13 protein-coding genes are annotated in these 19,184 nt (G+C 37.2%); 5 read left to right on the forward strand and 8 right to left on the reverse strand.

Annotation, left to right across the window (positions count from 1 at the left end):
- Window positions 1-255 precede the first annotated feature (255 nt).
- From Q1K34_RS09885 to Q1K34_RS09900, 4 genes are all read left to right on the forward strand, one after another.
- Window positions 256-2,130, forward strand: coding sequence for a peptidase M61 (locus Q1K34_RS09885; RefSeq protein WP_300437929.1), 1,875 nt, complete (start codon window positions 256-258; stop codon window positions 2,128-2,130).
- 224 nt (window positions 2,131-2,354) lie between these two features.
- Window positions 2,355-4,361 carry a cation:proton antiporter gene (locus Q1K34_RS09890; protein ID WP_300437931.1) on the forward strand — a complete coding sequence of 669 codons (2,007 nt, stop codon included), beginning with the start codon at window positions 2,355-2,357 and terminating at the stop codon, window positions 4,359-4,361.
- Window positions 4,362-4,407: 46 nt separating this feature from the next.
- Window positions 4,408-6,075 carry an AarF/UbiB family protein gene (locus Q1K34_RS09895; protein WP_300437934.1) on the forward strand — a complete coding sequence of 556 codons (1,668 nt, stop codon included), beginning with the start codon at window positions 4,408-4,410 and terminating at the stop codon, window positions 6,073-6,075.
- A 34-nt stretch (window positions 6,076-6,109) separates the two neighbouring features.
- Window positions 6,110-7,597, forward strand: a complete 1,488-nt coding sequence (locus Q1K34_RS09900) for a carboxypeptidase (RefSeq protein WP_300437937.1) — start codon at window positions 6,110-6,112, stop codon at window positions 7,595-7,597.
- A gap of 5 nt (window positions 7,598-7,602) precedes the next feature.
- Here the strand turns inward: Q1K34_RS09900 and thrC are convergent, their stop codons facing one another.
- From thrC to Q1K34_RS09940, 8 genes are all read right to left on the reverse strand, one after another.
- A complete protein-coding gene (gene thrC / locus Q1K34_RS09905) occupies window positions 7,603-8,898 on the reverse strand; it encodes a threonine synthase (protein WP_300437940.1) in 1,296 nt (431 codons plus the stop codon).
- Window positions 8,895-9,815 (reverse strand): homoserine kinase, encoded by a 921-nt coding sequence (locus Q1K34_RS09910; protein WP_300437943.1) that lies wholly within the window; start codon window positions 9,813-9,815, stop codon window positions 8,895-8,897. Before Q1K34_RS09910 ends, thrC begins: the two co-directional genes overlap by 4 nt.
- Before the next feature lie 3 nt (window positions 9,816-9,818).
- The gene (gene thrA / locus Q1K34_RS09915) at window positions 9,819-12,266 is read right to left on the reverse strand and encodes a bifunctional aspartate kinase/homoserine dehydrogenase I (RefSeq protein WP_300437945.1); all 2,448 of its coding nucleotides are present in this window, start codon (window positions 12,264-12,266) and stop codon (window positions 9,819-9,821) included.
- A gap of 701 nt (window positions 12,267-12,967) precedes the next feature.
- A complete protein-coding gene (locus tag Q1K34_RS09920; RefSeq protein ID WP_300437948.1) occupies window positions 12,968-13,846 on the reverse strand; it encodes a DMT family transporter in 879 nt (292 codons plus the stop codon).
- Between the two features lie 32 nt (window positions 13,847-13,878).
- A complete protein-coding gene (locus tag Q1K34_RS09925) occupies window positions 13,879-14,334 on the reverse strand; it encodes a KTSC domain-containing protein (protein ID WP_300437951.1) in 456 nt (151 codons plus the stop codon).
- Between the two features lie 109 nt (window positions 14,335-14,443).
- A complete protein-coding gene (locus Q1K34_RS09930; protein WP_300437954.1) occupies window positions 14,444-15,487 on the reverse strand; it encodes an FAD-dependent oxidoreductase in 1,044 nt (347 codons plus the stop codon).
- Between the two features lie 99 nt (window positions 15,488-15,586).
- The gene (locus Q1K34_RS09935; protein ID WP_300438038.1) at window positions 15,587-17,050 is read right to left on the reverse strand and encodes a magnesium chelatase; all 1,464 of its coding nucleotides are present in this window, start codon (window positions 17,048-17,050) and stop codon (window positions 15,587-15,589) included.
- Between the two features lie 10 nt (window positions 17,051-17,060).
- Window positions 17,061-18,191 carry a hypothetical protein gene (locus Q1K34_RS09940; protein ID WP_300437958.1) on the reverse strand — a complete coding sequence of 377 codons (1,131 nt, stop codon included), beginning with the start codon at window positions 18,189-18,191 and terminating at the stop codon, window positions 17,061-17,063.
- Between the two features lie 164 nt (window positions 18,192-18,355).
- Here Q1K34_RS09940 and Q1K34_RS09945 point away from each other — a divergent pair, with 164 nt between their 5' ends.
- Window positions 18,356-19,177 carry a phosphatase PAP2 family protein gene (locus Q1K34_RS09945; protein ID WP_300437961.1) on the forward strand — a complete coding sequence of 274 codons (822 nt, stop codon included), beginning with the start codon at window positions 18,356-18,358 and terminating at the stop codon, window positions 19,175-19,177.
- The last annotated feature ends 7 nt before the right edge of the window (window positions 19,178-19,184 follow it).

A 19,184-nucleotide genomic window follows, 5' to 3' on the forward strand; every position in this document is an offset into this window, starting at 1 on the left:
TGAAATTGTATTTATCAAAGAAATGCCACAATTCAAAAATTTGTAAAAGCAGGATATAGATAATAGTAAAAGGCTTTCAACTATCGAAAATACTGAGTTAAGCTTCCTTCTTTAAAATTTTTATTGGACACCACTGAAAATAAATAAAAATTTATCAAGGTGAAGCAGCGCAATTTATGAAACTCAAGTTATAAATTTGATTTTAACTGTAACTATTGTATGCTTTTCCAGTCTTATTACTAAACTTTACAATACATGAAAAAAATAATTTTTGGAGTTATTACAGCCACTATGCTTTTCGCCTGTAAAACTCAAAATGTCGTTGAAACTCAACCTCAACAACCCACAGTTGCAAGTATAGATCTTGTAAATGTTGAGAATGATAAAGTTTGGGTAACGGTAGATCCTGACAGGTTCACTTCAGATACTACCACTTTTTATATTCCTAAAACCGTACCCGGTACATACTCCACCGACAATTACGGAAAATTTTCAGAAGCTTTTAAAGCGATAGATTATAAAGGAAAGGAAATGCCATTCAAGAAAATCGATGAAAACAGCTGGACCATTACAGATGCCAAAGTCCTTGATAAAGTAATGTACCAGGTGAACGATTCTTTTGACTGGGAAGATGAAGGAGGTGTATATTCCATGGCAGGAACAAATATTCTTAAAGATGAAAATTTCCTCCTGAACCTTCACGGTTTCGTAGGTTACTTTGAAGATACAAAGGAGAATAGATTCCGTCTCGAAATTAAGAGACCGGCAAATTTGATAGCCGGAACTGCACTTACTATAGATAAAACCATTGACGGTGAAACCATTGACTCTAAAACCGATATTTATAATCTGGATAGATATTTTGAGGTGATAGATAACCCTATTATGTATTCAAGTCCCGATACTACAAGCTTTATGGTGGAGGATATGAAGGTGTTGATCAATGTCTTTTCACCAAACGATAAATTTTCAGCGAAGAGCTTAAGACCAAACCTGGAGAAAACGATCCGAGCTCAAAAGAAATTCCTTGGAGATATAAACAGTACAGATAAATATGCAATCCTGGTATACCTTTCGGCTACTCCGGGTGAGAAAGATGCAGGTAATTTTGGAGCTCTGGAACACCATACTTCTACTGTGGTGGTTATGCCTGAAACCATGGAAGCCAAAGCTTTAGATGAAAGTATGACCGATATCGTTTCCCATGAATTCTTTCATATTATCACACCTTTAGGAATTCATTCTAAAGAAGTTCATTATTTCGATTATAATGATCCCAAAATGTCACAACATTTATGGCTGTACGAAGGGGTAACTGAATATTTCGCAAATCTGTTCCAGGTGAATCAGGGGCTTATCAGCAATCAGGAATTCTACGACAGGATGGTAGATAAAATCAATATTTCCAAAAGATTTGACGATACCGTTCCATTTACAGTGATGAGTAAAAATATCCTGACAGATGAGTATAAGGATAGTTATTACAATGTGTACCAAAAAGGAGCACTTATAGGTATGGCTTTGGATATTCGATTAAGAGAGCTTAGCGGTGGCAAAATGGGGATTCTAGACCTGATGAAAAAATTAAATGCCAAGTACGGAAAAGACAGGCCTTTTGATGACGACCAGTTAATTTCTGATATCGTAGAGCTGACTTATCCTGAGATTCAGGATTTCTTTGACACCTATATCACTGGTACTACTCCTATTCCTTATAATGAGTTCTTTGCAAAAGCCGGTTTGGAAGAAAAAGAAGTAATGAGTGAGGTAGGCTTTTTTCTAAAAGGTCAAACTCCGTATATTACCGCTAACCAGGCTACTATGCAGATCATGTTTAGAAAGGATATAGAATTGAATACCTTTCTTAAAGATCTGGGAGTTCAGGGTGGGGACACTCTAAAATCTGTTAACGGAACTGAGTATAACATTCAAAATGTGTATGAACTTATCACTGCATCGAATAGCTGGAAAGAAGGTGACGAGATTAGCATGATCGTGATAAGAGAAGGCGAGGAAATAAATCTGGAAGGAAAAATTACTAAACCAATGGATATGGAAATGAAGATGGTTGAAATTCAAAATCCAGATGGTGAACAAATGGAGTTAAGACATGCCTGGTTAAAAGGATAATGTAACATTTAAGTAATTTATAAGCGGCTGTCTAAAAAGTCCTTATTTCGTCAGGCTGAATTTGACTCAGCTTCTACTGATTATAATTTCAATTAGTTAAGATCCTGAAACAAATTCAGGATGGCGTGTTCGGGATTTTTTAGACAGCCTCTTTTTTTTTACTTCCTGTTCTTTATAACCATCTCAACTTATTATCTTTAATTTCTGAAAAAACCAACCAATCTATGGAAATTCCTATTCTTCAGGATATTGTTATTATTTTAGGATTATCCATTGTGATCATCCTTGTTTTTCAGCGTTTAAAACTTCCTGCAATTCTAGGTTTCCTTCTCGCAGGAATCATCGCGGGACCTCACGCATTTAACTTAATTAGCTCCCAGCATGAGGTGGAATTACTCTCAGAAATAGGTATTATCTTTCTTCTGTTTGTTATCGGGATCGAACTATCCTTAAAAGGACTTGCTTCTATAAAAAAGATCATTTTCGTGGGAGGAGGTCTACAGGTTGGGGGAACTATAGCCATCACCGCCGCTATTTCATATTTTATTGGTTTACCCTTAAACACCTCTATCTTTTTAGGTTTTCTTTTCAGTTTAAGCAGTACGGCCATCGTACTGAAATTACTTCAGGAAAAAGGGGAAATTTCTACGCCGCATGGTAAAATTGGCCTTGGAATTTTGATATTCCAGGATATAGTTGTGGTTCCTATGATGCTTTTTACCCCGTTATTGGCAGGAGAAACGCCCAACATCCTTTCTACGATCGTCATAATGGTTCTTAAAATATTATTGGTGCTGGTGATCGTTTATATACTCGCCCGTTTTGTGGCACCAAAAATCTTTGGTTGGGTGGTAAAGACAAAAAATCAGGAATTATTTATTTTAACGGTGGTCGTTTTTTGCTTTAGCGTAGCCTGGCTTACCTCAACCGTAGGACTTTCACTGGCTCTCGGCGCCTTTTTCGCCGGACTCATTATTTCTGAATCTGATTATAGCCATCAGGCTACTGCTAACGTACTTCCGTTTAGGGAAATCTTTATCAGCTTCTTCTTTATTTCCGTAGGAACCCTTTTAAATCTTGAATTCTTCTTTAGCAATCTGCTCAATATTCTATTACTGGTAATTGGGGTCATCCTGCTTAAGATGTTGGTGGTGGGAGTGACCGTACTTATTCTTAAATATCCGGTAAGAACTATTTTTCTCGCCTTATTCAGTTTATTTCAGGTTGGGGAATTCTCGTTATTACTTTCAGGAGTAGGAAAGGAAAATGCCATTATTCCTGAAAATATTTATCAATATTTCTTAGCGATCTCTATTATCACTATGGGAGTTACGCCGTTTTTAATTTCTGCGGCACCCAGAATGACTTATGCTATTTTAAAAGCTCCAATTCCTGCTGCAGTAAGAAAACGTCTGGAAAATATTAAAAAAAGTTCCAGTATGGAAGAAGAAGAATTTTCAGAAGAAAATCTTCACGATCATCTGGTGGTCATTGGATACGGCATTAATGGTACAAATATTTCGAAAGCTGCCAGAAAAGCGGAAATCCCTTATGTGATTCTGGATGCAAATCCTGAAACTTTTGAACAGGCTAAAAAAAATAATGAGCCCATCATCTTTGGAGATGCCACTAATCCAGTGATTCTAAAACATGCTCATATACAGGAAGCGAGAGTGATCGTCATTGCCATTTCAGATCCCGGAGCTACAAAAAAAATGCTTAGCAGTATCAGGCAGTTTACACAAACGGCTACTATTATTGTGCGCACCAAATATGTTAAGGAAATGGAAGATGTTATTAGACTTGGCGCAGATGAAGTGGTGCCCGAGGAATTTGAAACTTCCATTGAAATATTTACCCGAGTACTAAAAAAATACCTGGTCCCCTTTGACGAAATTCAGGAGTTTATCAATCAGATACGTTCTTCAGATTATGAGATGCTAACTTCCATGAAGAAGAGTCCGCATTCTCCTGCCTTACAACATCTCAATATTCCGAATAAAGAGATCGTGACTTTAAAAGTCCAGAGGGACTACCATCAAATCGTGGGGAAAAGCATACAGGAATCCGGGATTGGCAAGAATTATCATGTTACCTTACTCGCCATACAGCGAGACAGGAAATATCTTACAGAAATCTCCCCTAAAACCACTATTCATCAGGGTGATCTTCTCTATTTATTCGGTCATCCAAATAACATAAATCATTTAAACAATTTACTTTCTTTTTAATATGCCTTAATTTTATAAATTTAGGAGCTTAGAATTTCCGCCATATATGAGCAATACACCAGATAAAATTAAAAGATATTATAAGTTCATACGCTTTATGCTCAAATACTGGAACAGCGATCTGTTTCGCCAAACCAGTGCTGTTGCTCGTAACGAAGAACTTTTAGAAGAAGAGGACGAAGAACATAAGTTTGATCAGACCCCAGAAGAATTGGTGGAAGATTTAAAAGCTATGGGGCCCACTTATATAAAATTGGGCCAGTTGCTTTCTACAAGACCAGATTTGCTGCCGGAAGAATATCTTTCTGCACTGGCAAAACTGCAGGATAATGTATCTCCCGTTCCTTTTGAAGAAGTAAAAAAGATTATTGAAACAGAGCTAGGTACAAAAATATCCAAGGCTTTTAATGTTTTTGATGAAAAGCCACTGGCCAGCGCTTCTATAGGACAGGTACATCGTGCCGAACTACATTCCGGAAGGCCCGTTGCCGTAAAAGTGCAAAGACCAGGGATCTCTAAGCAATTTATGGACGACCTGGACACCCTGGATGAACTTACAGCCATGGCGGTGAAGCATCTGGAAAAAGCCAAAACTTATGCCCTTGATGAAGTTTTTGCTGAACTGAGACGAATTTTGGTAAATGAACTGGATTATAAAAAAGAAGCCCAAAATTTAAAAACCTTAAAGAAAAACCTTACTCAGTACGAACATCTAATTATTCCGGCGCCGGTAAACGATTATAGCTCTACACGGGTGCTTACTATGGAATTTGTAAGCGGAAAGAAGATCACCTCGCTTTCACCTTTACGCCAGATGGAAAATGATTTTTCTGAACTGGTGGAAGAACTTGTAGAAGCTTATCTCCAGCAGATCATTAACGACGGCTTCGCCCACGCAGACCCACATCCCGGTAATATTAAATTTACTGAAGACAATAAGATAGCACTGATAGACCTTGGTATGGTGGCCAGATTTACGCCTCAGCTTCAGGAGAATTTAATTGAACTTCTTTTAGCGATAAGCCAGAGTAACGGGGAAAAAACAGCGCACTCACTTTTAAAAATGAGTGAATTAACCGAAGAGTCTCAGAAAAAGGAATTCTCCAAAACGGTGAGTGATGTGATCATGGAAAGTGAGAACAGCCGGGCAAAAGATCTTCAAACAGGAAGGATCTTAATTCAGCTAAACAGGCTGGCGCTAGCCACACATATCAAGCTCCCCATCCAGATAAATATTCTGGGTAAGATTTTGCTGAACCTGGACCAAATCGTGGCAATGTTAGACCCGGAATTTGATCTTCGAGCGGCAATTCAGCGAAATGTACACGAGATTATGCGCAAGAAAATGCTGAGCGAATTAAAACCAGAGAATTTCTTTAGTACGCTTATAGAATCTAAACATTTTCTTGAAAAGATGCCGGAGAGAATGAACCAGATCTCCGAAAATCTTGCCAATAATGAGTTCAAAATTAAGATTGATGCCATAGATGAAAAACGTGTTACTGATGGTTTTCAGAAGGTAGCCAATAGAATTACCCTTGGCCTTATTATCGCCTCTATGGTCGTGGGTGCCTCTATGCTTATGCAGGTACCTTCAGATTTCACAATTTTTGGATACCCGGGGCTGGCTATTTTATTTTTCCTTTTAGCAGCGGTGGGTGCCATCGTGCTGAGCTATGTGATCATATTTCGTGACGAAAATCTCAATAATTAATACTAAATTTTAAACCCAGAACCTATATATGAACATGAAGAAGTTTTATTTATTACTGCTTTTAGCAATAATTTCTTTGAATGAAATTAACGCTCAGAAAATTGAAATACCCATTGATACTGCGGTAACTTCGCAACATTCAGTAAATATCAATGGAAAATCTATAGATTATACTGCTGAAACAGGGATGATGCCGCTATGGAATGAAGACAGAGAGCCTATTGCCAGTCTTTTTTATACCTATTATACGAAAAATGGTGTAAAAAATAATGAAAACAGGCCTTTGGTGATCTCTTTCAACGGAGGACCTGGTTCTGCTTCCGTTTGGATGCATATTGCTTATACAGGGCCACGTGTTCTAAAAATAGACGACGAAGGTTTTCCCGTTCAACCCTACGGAATTAAAGAAAATCCGCACTCGATTCTGGATGTTGCAGATATAGTATATGTAAACCCTGTAAATACAGGGTATTCCAGGCCTATTCCAGATGCTGAAGGAAAAGTGGATAGAAAAAAATTCTTCGGTGTGCAGGCAGATATTGAATATCTCGCAGAGTGGCTAAATACATTCGTGACCCGAAAGAACAGATGGTTGTCCCCAAAATATCTAATTGGGGAAAGTTATGGAACTACCCGGGTTTCCGGTTTAGCTCTCGAATTACAAAACAGCCAGTGGATGTATCTAAATGGGGTAATCCTGGTTTCGCCAACTGAAATTGGTTTAGATCGTGAAGGACCCGTAGAAATCGCTAACCGACTTCCCTATTTCGCAGCGGCAGCATGGTATCATAAAGTTCTACCTGCTGAATTGCAAAGCAAAGATCTTGATGAATTATTACCTGAAGTTGAAAATTATGCGATCAATGAATTGTTACCAGTGCTGGTAAAAGGAGGATTTAATGATTCCGCAGAAAAAGAGAAAGTAGCCGAAAAAATGGCCTATTATTCAGGAATTAAAAAAGAAGTGATCCTTCAGAATAATTTAGAGGTGCCTTTCAGGTATTTCTGGAAAGATCTGCTTCGAGAAAAAGAAGGTTACACAGTTGGACGTTTGGATTCCAGGTACCGCGGACTCGATGCCAGGGAGGCTGGTGATAATCCAGATTATAATTCAGAGCTTACTTCCTGGCTGCATTCTTTCACCCCGGCCATTAATTATTATCTAAGAGAAGAATTGAATTTTAAAACAGATCTCAAGTACTTTATGTTTGGTCCAGTTCATCCCTGGGATAGAAGTGGCAACAATACGGGTGAGAACCTAAGACAGGCCATGGCGCAAAATCCAAATCTTGATGTGATGATCCAATCGGGATATTTTGATGGTGCCACCACTTATTTTAATGCCAAATATTCTATGTGGCAGCTGGATCCCAGCGGAAAAATGAAAGACCGTCTTAGCTTTAAAGGTTATCGTAGTGGACACATGATGTACCTTAGAAGTGAAGATCTTGAAAAAGCCAATGACGATGTTCGGGAATTCATTCAAAATAGCCTTCCCGGAGAAGATCCTGCTAAATACTAAAATAATCAGCTTAATAAATATCCCTTCAGATCTTCGTAATTTTTGATTTGAAGGGATTTTTTTTGCTTATCCATCAAATCTTTTATGGAATCTGGAATTTCAACTTTGTTATTAATCGCCTTTTCTACCGTATCTAAAAATTTCACGGGATGTGCGGTCTCTAAGAAAATACCATAATAATCCGGATTATTGTCCATAAATTTCTTCAACCCCAGATATCCAACCGCTCCATGCGGGTCCGTCAAATAACCTGTTTCGGCATAAACTTCCTTCATCGCAGTTTTAGTTTTTTCATCATCAAAACTATAGGCGGAAAAATTTTGTTTTAAACTGGAATAATCTTCATTAAAAAGCTTCAGTATCCTTACAAAATTACTGGGATCACCAACATCCATGGCATTTGAAATAGTTTGCACACTGGGCTGTGGATCATAGTTTTCAGTCTCTAAATATTTGGTGACGGTAGCATTGGCATTATTGGAAGCCACAAAATTATCAATGGGCAATCCCATTTCCCGGGCTAATAAACCGGCACAAATATTTCCGAAATTTCCACTAGGCACTGAAAATACAAGCTGTTTATTTTTTTCCTGTAATTGTTTATAGGCAAAGAAATAATAGAACATCTGCGGTAGCCATCGAGCCACGTTAATAGAATTGGCAGAAGTTAATTTTCTTCTCTTCGTAACCTCGTGATCCAAAAATGCTCTTTTTACCATCGCCTGGCAGTCGTCAAAGTTTCCGTCTACCTCCAAAGCAGTGATATTCTTTCCTAAAGTGGTTAATTGCTTTTCCTGTATTCCGCTAACCTTTCCTTTGGGATATAAAATCACCACTTCTATTCCTTCCACGCCAAGAAAACCATTAGCCACGGCACCACCTGTATCTCCAGAAGTAGCCACCAAAACAGTGATCTTTTCAATATTGCCTTTCTTAATAAAATAGCCAAGACTTCCGGCCATAAATTTCGCCCCAACGTCTTTAAAGGCAAGCGTGGGACCATGAAACAGTTCTAAAGTCCCAATATTCTCCATGACCTCAACCACCGGAAAATCAAAATCTACGGTTTTATTTATAATATTAATAAGTTCAGAATTTGGGATTTCATCACCTACATAATTCTTAATCGCTTCAAAAGAAATTTCAATTTTATCTTTAGTACGAATATTCATGAAAAAAGAATTAGGAAGTTTCTGTACCTCCTCGGGAAAATATAAGCCTTTATCAGGAGCGAGTCCGCGAATTACCGCATTTTCAAAATTGCTGGTATGTGATTTATCATTTAAGCTGAAATACTTCATAATACTTTAATTCCCTGTTTATTAATTCCTGACAGATGAAGTTCAAAATCTATATTTTTATCTGAATAAAATGCGTGCATTGCCTTCTTTACCTTTAAGGCAATCTCTTCCCCTTTGCACAATGCGAAAACTGAAGGGCCAGATCCTGAAATACCGAAGCCAAGAGCTCCTTTTGCAGACACTATTTTTTTCAATTCCTGAAAGTAAGGAATTAGAATAGAGCGTACCGGTTCTACAATTTCATCCTGAAGGCTTCGACCCAAAAGCTCATAATCTTCCGTATAAAGTGCACTTACAAATGCACCCAGATTTCCCCATTGATTAATGGCCGATTTAAGGCTCACATTTTGTTTGATGATAGATCGGGAATCTCTGGTTTTAATTTCAATCATCGGGTGAAGCACCACTAGCCTCAATTCCGAAGGAACCGGTAAACTAAGAACTTCTAAAGGAAGGTAACTTCGCACCAGGCTAAACCCACCCAGTAAAGCAGGTGCTACATTATCTGCATGTGCATTACCACTTGCCAGGAGTTCACCCTGCATCGCAAAAGTGATAAGTTCACGTGCATTAAATGGTTCTCCCAGAATTTTGTTTACTGCAAACACCGCTCCTGCGGAACTCGCTGCACTGCTGCCAATACCACTTCCTGGTTTAATCTTCTTTGTAATTTCTATATCATAGCCTTGTTTGGAACCAAGTGTATTTAAAAGAGCTTTAACAGCCACACCCGCCACATTCTGATCTGCTTGCATAGGCAAATCCTGACCGGTGATCTTTACAATTCTCACCTCCTTAAGATCATTCTTTTTTACGAGCATTTCATCTCCAACAGCATCCAGGCAGCATCCAAGAACATCAAATCCGCAGGAAAGATTGGCCACCGTTGCCGGCGCAAAGATTTTTATTTGATCCATACTCTATTTCTTTCCTATTCTTATAATATCTGCAAAAATTCCTGAAGCTGTAACATCTGCCCCCGCTCCTGCTCCTTTAACGATTAGTGGTTGTTCAGGATAACGATCTGTAAAAAACAGCACAATATTATCACTTCCGCTAAGATTAGCAAACGGATGCTGGGCATCTACTTCCTGCAATCCCACTTTTGCCTTTCCATTTTCCAGCTGAGCGACGTATTTTAATTCAGCATCCTTATCTTTTGCATTTTTATAGAGCTTTTTAAAATCTTCTTCATCCTCCTTCAGCAATGTAAAAAACTGCTCGTTAGTTTCAGAATTCAGGCTTTCCTGAGACAGAAAATCATCTCTTTCGATATCTTCCAGTTCGAGTTGCAGCCCAGATTCCCTCGCCAGAATTAATATTTTTCTTGCTACGTCTACGCCGCTTAGGTCTATTTTAGGATCAGGTTCAGTAAAACCTTCTTTCATGGCAGTTTCCACCACTTTATAAAAAGCTTGGGAGCCATCATAATTATTAAATACAAAATTTAAACTACCGGAAAGTACCGCCTGGATCTTCCTAACTCTATCCCCGGAAGCCACTAAATTCTGCAACGTATCGATAATTGGAAGCCCTGCGCCTACATTCGTTTCATATAGAAATGAGGCTCCGTATTCCCGGGCCAGGTCCTGAAGATTCTGATAGTTTTCGAAATCATCTGCACAGGCTATCTTATTACAGGTTACCACAGAAATTGAGTTGGCCAGGTAATTTTTATACCAGCCGGAAATTTCAGGACTTGCGGTATTATCCACGAAAATACTGTTTCTATAATTCAGCTCTTTTACTTTCTCGAAGAATTTCTGTTTATCGGCTTTTTCAGCCTTATCTAAAGACTCTTTCCAGATTTCGAGATCTATTCCGTTTTCATTGAAAAGCATTTTTTTCGAATTAGAGAGACCCAAAACCCTAACTTTTAGCCTTAGTTTATCCAATAGATAAGATTCCTGCTTTTTAAGCTGATCCAAAAGTTTACCACCAACATTTCCCACTCCAGTAATAAATAAATTCAATTCTTTGGAGGGAACCTCAAAAAACTGTTCATGAAGTATATTCAAAGCTTTTACCACGTCATTCTTAGAAATTACAGCCGATATATTTCTTTCTGAAGAACCCTGGGCAATCGCTCTAATATTTATATTATTATTCCCAAGCGCACTAAACATCTTGCCGCTCAACCCATGATGGCTCTTCATCCTATCTCCAACCAGGGCAATTATAGAGACATTATCCTCAATTTGCACTGGCTTGATCTTTTTATAGCTGATCTCTACTTCAAAGGCTTCATCCAGAGCTTCTTTTGCCTTCTCAGCTTCATCATCTTTCACTGCAATACAAATACTATGTTCGGAAGATGCCTGTGTAATTAGCACTACATTTATATGCTCCTGATACAGGATTTCAAAGAAACGCTTGGAAAACCCAGGAATACCCACCATTCCGCTTCCTTCAATATTCAGCAATTTTATAGAATCTATATGGGTGATCCCAGTAACCCATCTAAAGTTCTTTTTGCTTGATTTGGAAATTACCGTTCCGTGATTTTCCGGTTCAAAAGTATTTTTGATATGAATCTGAATATTTTTATCCAGTAGCGGCTGTAAAGTTGGCGGGTATAAGACCTTAGCACCAAAATGCGAAAGTTCCATCGCCTCCTCGTAAGAAATATCTTTTAATGGATAGGCTTGTGGAACCAGGTTTGGATTGGCCGTAAACATTCCGTTCACATCGGTATAGATAAGCACTTTATCAACATCTAAAGCTCCCGCAATAATAGCAGCAGTAAAATCTGAACCTCCGCGACCTAAAGTACTTGGTACACCAAGATCATTTTTGGCCACAAAACCGGGAACTATAAAAAGCGCTGCTTTATTATTTTTGAAATATTCGGTAAGGTTTGAATTTGTTTTCTCATAATTCACCTGTACCTTTTCGTTCAGGTTTTTGCAAACGAGAAGTTCACTGGAATCAACCCATAAACTATCGATTTGCAAACTTTTGAAATATGCTGAAATTATGTGAGAGCTTAGAATTTCACCAAATCCCGAGATAACGTGTTTTGTTTTATCAGATAATTCATTCAAAAGAAAAACTCCTTCATACAGGGTTTCAAGTCTATTAAATTCATTTTTCACCTTGCTCAAAATGGCACTTTGAGAAGTGACGGGTATTAGCTCCTTTACAGCATCTAAATGTCTTTTTTCGTTATTTGCAAGAAGCGTTTTATAAGAATCATCTTCTTTGGCTGCCATTTCGGCCATTAATAAAAGATCATTAGTAACTCCACCAAATGCAGAGAAAACGCTAACTACAGTGTCTTCTTTAAGATGATTTTGAATGGTTTTCGAGACAATTTTTATTCTTTCAGGAGTGGCAAGGGACGAACCGCCAAATTTCAGGACATGCATAACTGAAATTGTTTTTAAATAATTAATAAGAGATTAAAATACAGGTGTACGGACGAAAGTTATATATCAAGGACCCCAAAAGGGGTAATACCGGTGATCGTAATATCAATAATGGGATTGCGGAAAGAGATTCTTCCTAACATAATATTGATATTTTTTAGAAGTTTTTTCATGGTTTTTCCTCGAAAACTTAATTAAAGGTATTCAATTAAATCTACGGGCAAAACTTTTTAAAGAAATAAGAGTGAGAATTATGAGATTGATAATTTATCCTTTTAAAAAAAACAATAATTTGAATTATCGGATTGATTTTTAATTATTTAAAAATTAAAATCGCAGCAAAAATCACCAAATAGAAATCATCTCAAATCCCTGGGGCCTAACATAAAATATTTTATTTAGGAATTTTATAAGGTGTTGACAGTAAAATCGGTGAAATCAGATAATATTAAATATGTGGTTGGTTCTCCATATGCTAAAAGTCGATCTATAAATTGCTAAAGATGGAATTGGTCTTTTAGTCCAATTTTCATAAACATATAAAGTGGCCCTGTAATTCTCTCTTTATTTGTCATTTTTTATCCTGGCTATTTTTCTTGGAAAAAAGTTTATTCAAAATTAAACGAGTTGCTTTTAAAAAATGTCATTCTGGGAGTGCTCGCAATGTTAGGTGTTTTATTACTTTTCTGAATTTCCAAAAATCAGGAAGTGGAAGTAGCTGAAGGTATCTCCATTTTTTTTCTGTTCAATTTAGAGACATAAAAACTACTAATAATAATTAGACTACCCCCGGCTAGAATATTCCAACTTAGTTTTTCATCTAAAATAAAATATCCAAGGATAATGGCACTTACTACCTCCAGGTACATCAATGTAGTCGCAGTAGCAGCAGTTAGTTCTTTAAGGCCGTAAAAAAATAGTTTAAATACCACAATTCCAATAAGCAATCCATACAAAATTCCAATTCCAATTTGGGATAATTCTACATCAGGCAATACAATTAGAAAAGGAACAAAGACCAGTGCTCCAATTATGTTTTGATAAAAAATCAGCTGATTTTTACTATAATTCGGGGTTTCAGATTTAAATAGAATTACGGTGACCGCGTAGCCTATAGAAGCCCCGATGGCCGATAACATTCCGATAAAATCGTTGGAGGCAAAACTAAATGGTTTTCCGGCGTAGGTTATTACAATACCTATAAATGCCAGGATTAAAAACCAGGTTTGGGCTTTTTGCAATTTCTGCCCGTAGAACAAGTATTCTATAGCTGTCACAAATAAAGGATAGGTATAAAAGAGTACCACCGCATTTCCTATAGAAGTATATATAAAGGCCAGGAGATACAAATACATTCTAATAGCATTGATAAAAGAAGCCAAAAACATTTTTCTTGTATTTCCCTTAAAATGTAATTCTCTGTCTTTTATTAATATCGGAATTAAAAATAACACGGGGACTGCCGTTCTAAACCAGGCGATACCGCCGGTGGACATACTGCTCATAGACTTAATTAACAAGCCATTATTGCCAGCAAGTATAGCACATACAACCACGGCATAGATCGGTTTTTTCTCCATATTCCGCCACTTTTTATTTAAGAATTCACAATTTATACTCTTTGAAACTCTATATCTTTCTTAGATTTCCTATATAGAAAGGAGTTATAAATGTTCCTTTTGGCAAATCGATTTTGTTTTGCAGAATTGATTAACCTGATATAAATTGCTTTGTTTACTCCGAAGTATTCGTAAGTCGTTCCGTCTAAAAAAGAGATTTCCAGAACATTCCCTTTATGCTGAAAGTCATAAATTACACTTTCAGAAATAGTTTTAGTATAGGCCTCTAAATTTTCCGTTTTTGTTTGTGGAGCAATGCTTACTAAAAAATGATAGCCATCAATTATTTCTTTGCTTTTAATTTCAGCCTGGATATAGCCTTCTTCTCCTTCCTGAAATTTATCAGGATGCCATCGTTTTACCAGGTTTCTATAATTAGTTTTTAATTGTTTAAGATCAATTTCATCTTCCACATTAAACAACTTCTTATATTTATTAATTCGCTTCATTTTCATTTTTTATAAGCCGCGAAATTACTCCTTTTTATCTGATAAAAATTGCTTTCTTTATTCTGAAAATAATTTGATTTTAGAAGATAAATTGATGGATGCTTATATTTTAAGATAAGATCCTTTTTGCAGCGTTCAATCCGCTATAAATGGCGCCTTCTAAATAACCTCCGTATACAGAAGAAGTTTCGGTTCCAGAAAAATAAAGTCTCCCATCAAGAAAAGTTTTTTCAAAGATTGGATTTCCATATTGCGGACTCATATATTCCGATTTTAAGGATTTCCCCGAGGTGTACTTTTCCTTAGACCAGTCTTTTTCAATATAGCTTTTATAATTTCCAGCTTCAGGTCCTAAATGCTTTTCTAGATAGGTTAAAATTCGTTCTTTTCTAGAGGCTTTAGTTTCTTCCCGCAGACCTTCATTTACAAAACCCATCAAGCTATATTTATTTTCTAATGCATTACAATGATCATATAATTCTATGACAGGTCCAATTTGCCCAATAATAGTTCCCGATAAGCCTTTCTTTTTCCAAAATGCTTCAGGATATGAAATTCCCACTTTTATTGCATTGCTCATCCAGGTATGCGTAGTTTGCATTACCTCTATCAAATTATCAGGTAGCGGTGGCGTGTATTCGATATTCTTAGCAATTTTAGGAGGTACACATATAATTACTTTTTCTGCGTGATAGTTTTGGTCACTTACCTTTACTTCTAAATAATGATCCAGCATTTTTATACTGGTTACAGGAGAATCCAGTTCAAGATTAGCCGTCACGGGTTTACTCAAAGCTTTTATTAAAGCTTCACTACTACCACAAATTCTTTTAGCACCCGGCGCATTAGGATCACTCTCAAATAAATGAGCCGGAGCCATACTGTTGTAAATCAGGACGCTTTTTCCTCGACTATATTGCTTAAAAGAATCAAGGTTATATTTCTTCAATAAATCATTAGTATAAATATGTTGTTCCTGAAACCAGGTTGCCCCAAGATCTATACCTTCTTTCGTAAAGATCCTTCCACCTGCTCTATTTCTTGCTTCCAGTATTATAAAATCTTCCTCTCCCTTTTCTAATAAAATATTGGCAGTTGTTAGGCCACTAAGTCCGCCACCTATGATAATAAATTTCACTTTTTTAACATTCATCTATATTGGTTCTTCAATTGTGATATAAAGGAAAAGCGCAATATATGATATCGCGCTTTTAATCTATTTATCCTTATGCCTATACTTTTTTAAGTAGTCTTACAATCCGCTGATATAATTTCCGTACAGATCTTTAAATTGTAGTCCTTTGGAAAATCGTTTTTTACTAAGTTTTTTATGTTCTACTAAAGCCCAAAGCAGGAACTCTTTCATAAAATATCTATCCTCTTCTTTAAGTTCTGGCTGATATTTCTCAATCAGTTTACTCAATGGTTCAATAGAATCTAATTTCTCTTTGTATTCAGCATCTGAAAGATCATCTGATAACTCAAAACCGGAGCTTTCAAAAAACCATTCAATAAGATCATCATAGGGAGTAGTGGCATCGGGTTTCTGAAGCTTCTCTATTTCGGGAAAATAATCAGGAAAAAGACTTTTTACTGCATCCCCAATTAATTGCTGGGCAACGAAGGCAGCACCCTCCTGCTCTCCTTCATAGACCAATTCAACTTTACCGGTGATGGAAGGTATTACGCCAAGAAAATCACTAAACCTCAACAAGGTTTTTTCCTCATTCTTTTTTAGTGCCCGATGTTCTGCAGTACTAAGAAGGTTTTCAAAAGCGGTAATGCTCATCCTCGCACTCACCCCGCTTTTATGATCTATAAACTCACTATCCCGCGCTTCAAAACTTATCTGCTCGAGCAGGTCTTTTGCAATTTCAGGAACATGAACAAGTTCCTGCTGCCTTTTATCTAATTGAGCTTCCTGAGCGGTAATCGTTTTTGCGGTTTGAATATCTTCTGGATAATGGGTTAGGATCTGTGAACCTATCCTATCCTTTAAAGGAGTAACAATGCTACCTCTATTGGTATAGTCTTCGGGGTTCGCAGTGAAGACAAATTGCATATCCAGCGGCAGCCTTAATTTAAATCCTCTAATCTGGATATCTCCTTCCTGCAATATATTGAACAGGGCCACCTGTATCCTTGCCTGCAAATCGGGTAATTCGTTAATTACAAAAATACTTCGGTTCGCCCGCGGGATCATTCCAAAATGTATCACCCTGTCATCAGCATAACTTAATTTAAGATTTGCAGCCTTAATGGGATCTACGTCTCCTATAAGATCTGCCACGGTAACATCTGGAGTCGCTAATTTTTCAAAAAACCGTTCTTCTCTATGCATCCAGGATACTGGTGTATTATCTCCTTTTTCGGCAATAAGTTCTTTGGCATACCTACTTATAGGATTTAATGGGTCGTCATTAATTTCTGAACCTTTCACAAATGGAATCCACTCATCCAATAGCTTTACCATAAGCCTGGCCAACCTTGTTTTTGCCTGTCCCCTTAGACCGAGTAAGTTAATATTATGCCTTGATAGGATGGCTCTTTCCAATTCAGGAATTACAGTATAATCATATCCGTGGATCCCTTCGAAGGCATTCTCTTTATTTTTTATTTTCTGCTTTAGATTATCGCGGAGTTCCGTCTTAATACTTTTACTTTCGTATCCTGCTTTTTTTAAATCTCCAAGATTCTTTATTTTATCTTTATCCATATACTTTTTCTTAGCCTCTAATTCTTTTTTTTCTGTTAATCTCATAATCCTCAAAAATCATTTCTCCCAGACCTTTTAAGCCTGTATAAAAAGCTTTACCCTGATTTGCCGCGGTAAATTCCTGTACGAACCTTGTAAGATAGGGATCCTGGGCAATCATGAAAGTGGTAATGGGTATCCTAAGCTTCCTGGCCTGTCTTGCCATATTATAGCATTTATCTACCACATAAGGATCAAGGCCCATACTATTCTTATAATAACTTCCGTCTCTTTCTCTGATACAGCTTGGTTTCCCGTCGGTGATCATGAAAATCTGCTTATTTGTATTTCTTTTACGGCGCAGTAAATCCATAGCCAGTTCCAGTCCGGCAACCGTATTGGTATGATAAGGCCCAACTTTTAAGTAGGGTAATTCCGCTATGGAAATAGGCCATGCATCATTTCCAAAAACGAGGATATCCAGAGTGTCTTTTGGATAACGGGTGGTAATAAGTTCAGAAAGAGCCATCGCTACTTTTTTTGCCGGGGTAATCCGGTCTTCACCATACAAAATCATACTGTGGCTTATATCAATCATAAGCACGGTACTCATTTGAGATTTATGGTGGGTTTCTTCTACCACAAGATCGTCTTCAGACATGGAAAATTCTCCTATCCCATGGCTAATCTGGGCATTTTTTAAACTTTCGGTCATGGAGATCCTGCTTAAGGAATCTCCAAACTGATACGCTCTAAAATCACCCGTATGTTCATCTCCCGTACCTATCCTATTTGTTCTATGGTTTCCAGCAGAACCTTTTTTCAGCTTACCAAAAATTTGCTCCAGGGCTTGTTGACGTATCGCCCGCTCGGTTTTGGCCGTGATCATCATCCCTCCACTACCATCCTGATCTATTTCTTCTTTGATATATCCTTTTTTCTTAAGATCTTCTACGAAATCATCCAGGGTATATTTATCATTGGTGAGCTGATACTCTTCGTCTAGTTGTTTAAGCCAATCCAAAGCTTCGTCCAGATCACCTGAAGTATGGGTAATGATTTCTTTGAAAATATCAAACAATTTTTCAAAAGGAGAAGTTTCCGGCGCATCATATTTATTAAATACGAAGCCCCTTATTTCCTTATCTCTATTCTTTTTCATATCCTTAAAATTAATCTTTTTTAAACAGAAATTGAAAACAAGCATTGTAAACACAAACTAAAATTTTGTTAAGAGAAACTTATCCTCCATAAAAGAAGCTGTTATACTTTTCTTAATTACTTCGCATATTTACTGGGATATAAGAGATTTGAAAAAAAGTCCCAATGAATAAATTGCTTGTAATATTATTTATTAGTTTATCTACATTTCAACTGAAGGCTCAGGAAAAAAGTTCACCTTATAAAACTGATTTCTGGAAAGATGGTGCATGGATCGCTGGATCTGTAGGTCTAAATGTAGTTGGAGTGTTTACTATTCAAAATAAACCTGATTTAACCGAAAAAAAATTATCCAATCTTGACGGTGATGATCTATGGGGAATTAATCGCGGCGCTGTAGGAAATTTTTCAGAAGAAGCTGATGAATTGAGCTATCTCCCGTTTTATACCTCATTTGCCACTCCTCTCTTATTTTTATTAGGAGAGGATGAGCGAAGTAATTTCGGGCAAATTTCAGTTATGTTTATAGAAACTATGGCAACCACCGGCGCCTTCTTTACCATCACTGCAGGAAGTGTGGAAAAAAGCCGCCCATTAGTTTACAACGAAGATTTACCTTTGGAAGAAAGATTGAACTCTGACGCTCAAAGATCATTTTTTGCAGGCCATACAGCGGCAACCGCTGCTGCTACTTTTTTTACTGCCAAAGTTTATAATGATTTTAATCCAGAATCTCCTGCAGTTCCCTTTGTTTGGGCTGGAGCCGTTGCCGTGCCCGCCTACGTAGGCTATTTACGGACTAAAGCTGGAAAACATTTTTTAACAGATAATATAATTGGTTTTGGAATTGGTGCCGCATGTGGTATCTTAGTTCCAGAAATTCACAAGATCGGGAATGAGAAATTGGATGTTTATCCTACAATGAATACAAATGTGATGGGAACCGGTATAAACTCTAAAGGTATAGGATTTAACTATACGTTTTAAAAACGGT

This window comes from Christiangramia sp. (genome assembly GCF_029937855.1).
Taxonomy (GTDB): Bacteria; Bacteroidota; Bacteroidia; order Flavobacteriales; family Flavobacteriaceae; genus Christiangramia.

Excerpts from the sequence above, each read along its gene's own strand:
- Q1K34_RS09910 (WP_300437943.1), bottom strand. The coding sequence starts at position 9,815 with ATGGATCAAATAAAAATCTTTGCGCCGGCAACGGTGGCCAATCTTTCC.
- Q1K34_RS09890 (WP_300437931.1), top strand. The coding sequence starts at position 2,355 with ATGGAAATTCCTATTCTTCAGGATATTGTTATTATTTTAGGATTATCC.
- thrC (WP_300437940.1), bottom strand. The coding sequence starts at position 8,898 with ATGAAGTATTTCAGCTTAAATGATAAATCACATACCAGCAATTTTGAA.
- Q1K34_RS09885 (WP_300437929.1), top strand. The coding sequence starts at position 256 with ATGAAAAAAATAATTTTTGGAGTTATTACAGCCACTATGCTTTTCGCC.
- Q1K34_RS09940 (WP_300437958.1), bottom strand. The coding sequence starts at position 18,191 with ATGAAAAAGAATAGAGATAAGGAAATAAGGGGCTTCGTATTTAATAAA.
- Q1K34_RS09925 (WP_300437951.1), bottom strand. The coding sequence starts at position 14,334 with ATGAAGCGAATTAATAAATATAAGAAGTTGTTTAATGTGGAAGATGAA.
- Q1K34_RS09900 (WP_300437937.1), top strand. The coding sequence starts at position 6,110 with ATGAAGAAGTTTTATTTATTACTGCTTTTAGCAATAATTTCTTTGAAT.
- Q1K34_RS09945 (WP_300437961.1), top strand. The coding sequence starts at position 18,356 with ATGAATAAATTGCTTGTAATATTATTTATTAGTTTATCTACATTTCAA.
- Q1K34_RS09920 (WP_300437948.1), bottom strand. The coding sequence starts at position 13,846 with ATGGAGAAAAAACCGATCTATGCCGTGGTTGTATGTGCTATACTTGCT.
- thrA (WP_300437945.1), bottom strand. The coding sequence starts at position 12,266 with ATGCATGTCCTGAAATTTGGCGGTTCGTCCCTTGCCACTCCTGAAAGA.
- Q1K34_RS09895 (WP_300437934.1), top strand. The coding sequence starts at position 4,408 with ATGAGCAATACACCAGATAAAATTAAAAGATATTATAAGTTCATACGC.
- Q1K34_RS09935 (WP_300438038.1), bottom strand. The coding sequence starts at position 17,050 with ATGGATAAAGATAAAATAAAGAATCTTGGAGATTTAAAAAAAGCAGGA.
- Q1K34_RS09930 (WP_300437954.1), bottom strand. The coding sequence starts at position 15,487 with ATGAATGTTAAAAAAGTGAAATTTATTATCATAGGTGGCGGACTTAGT.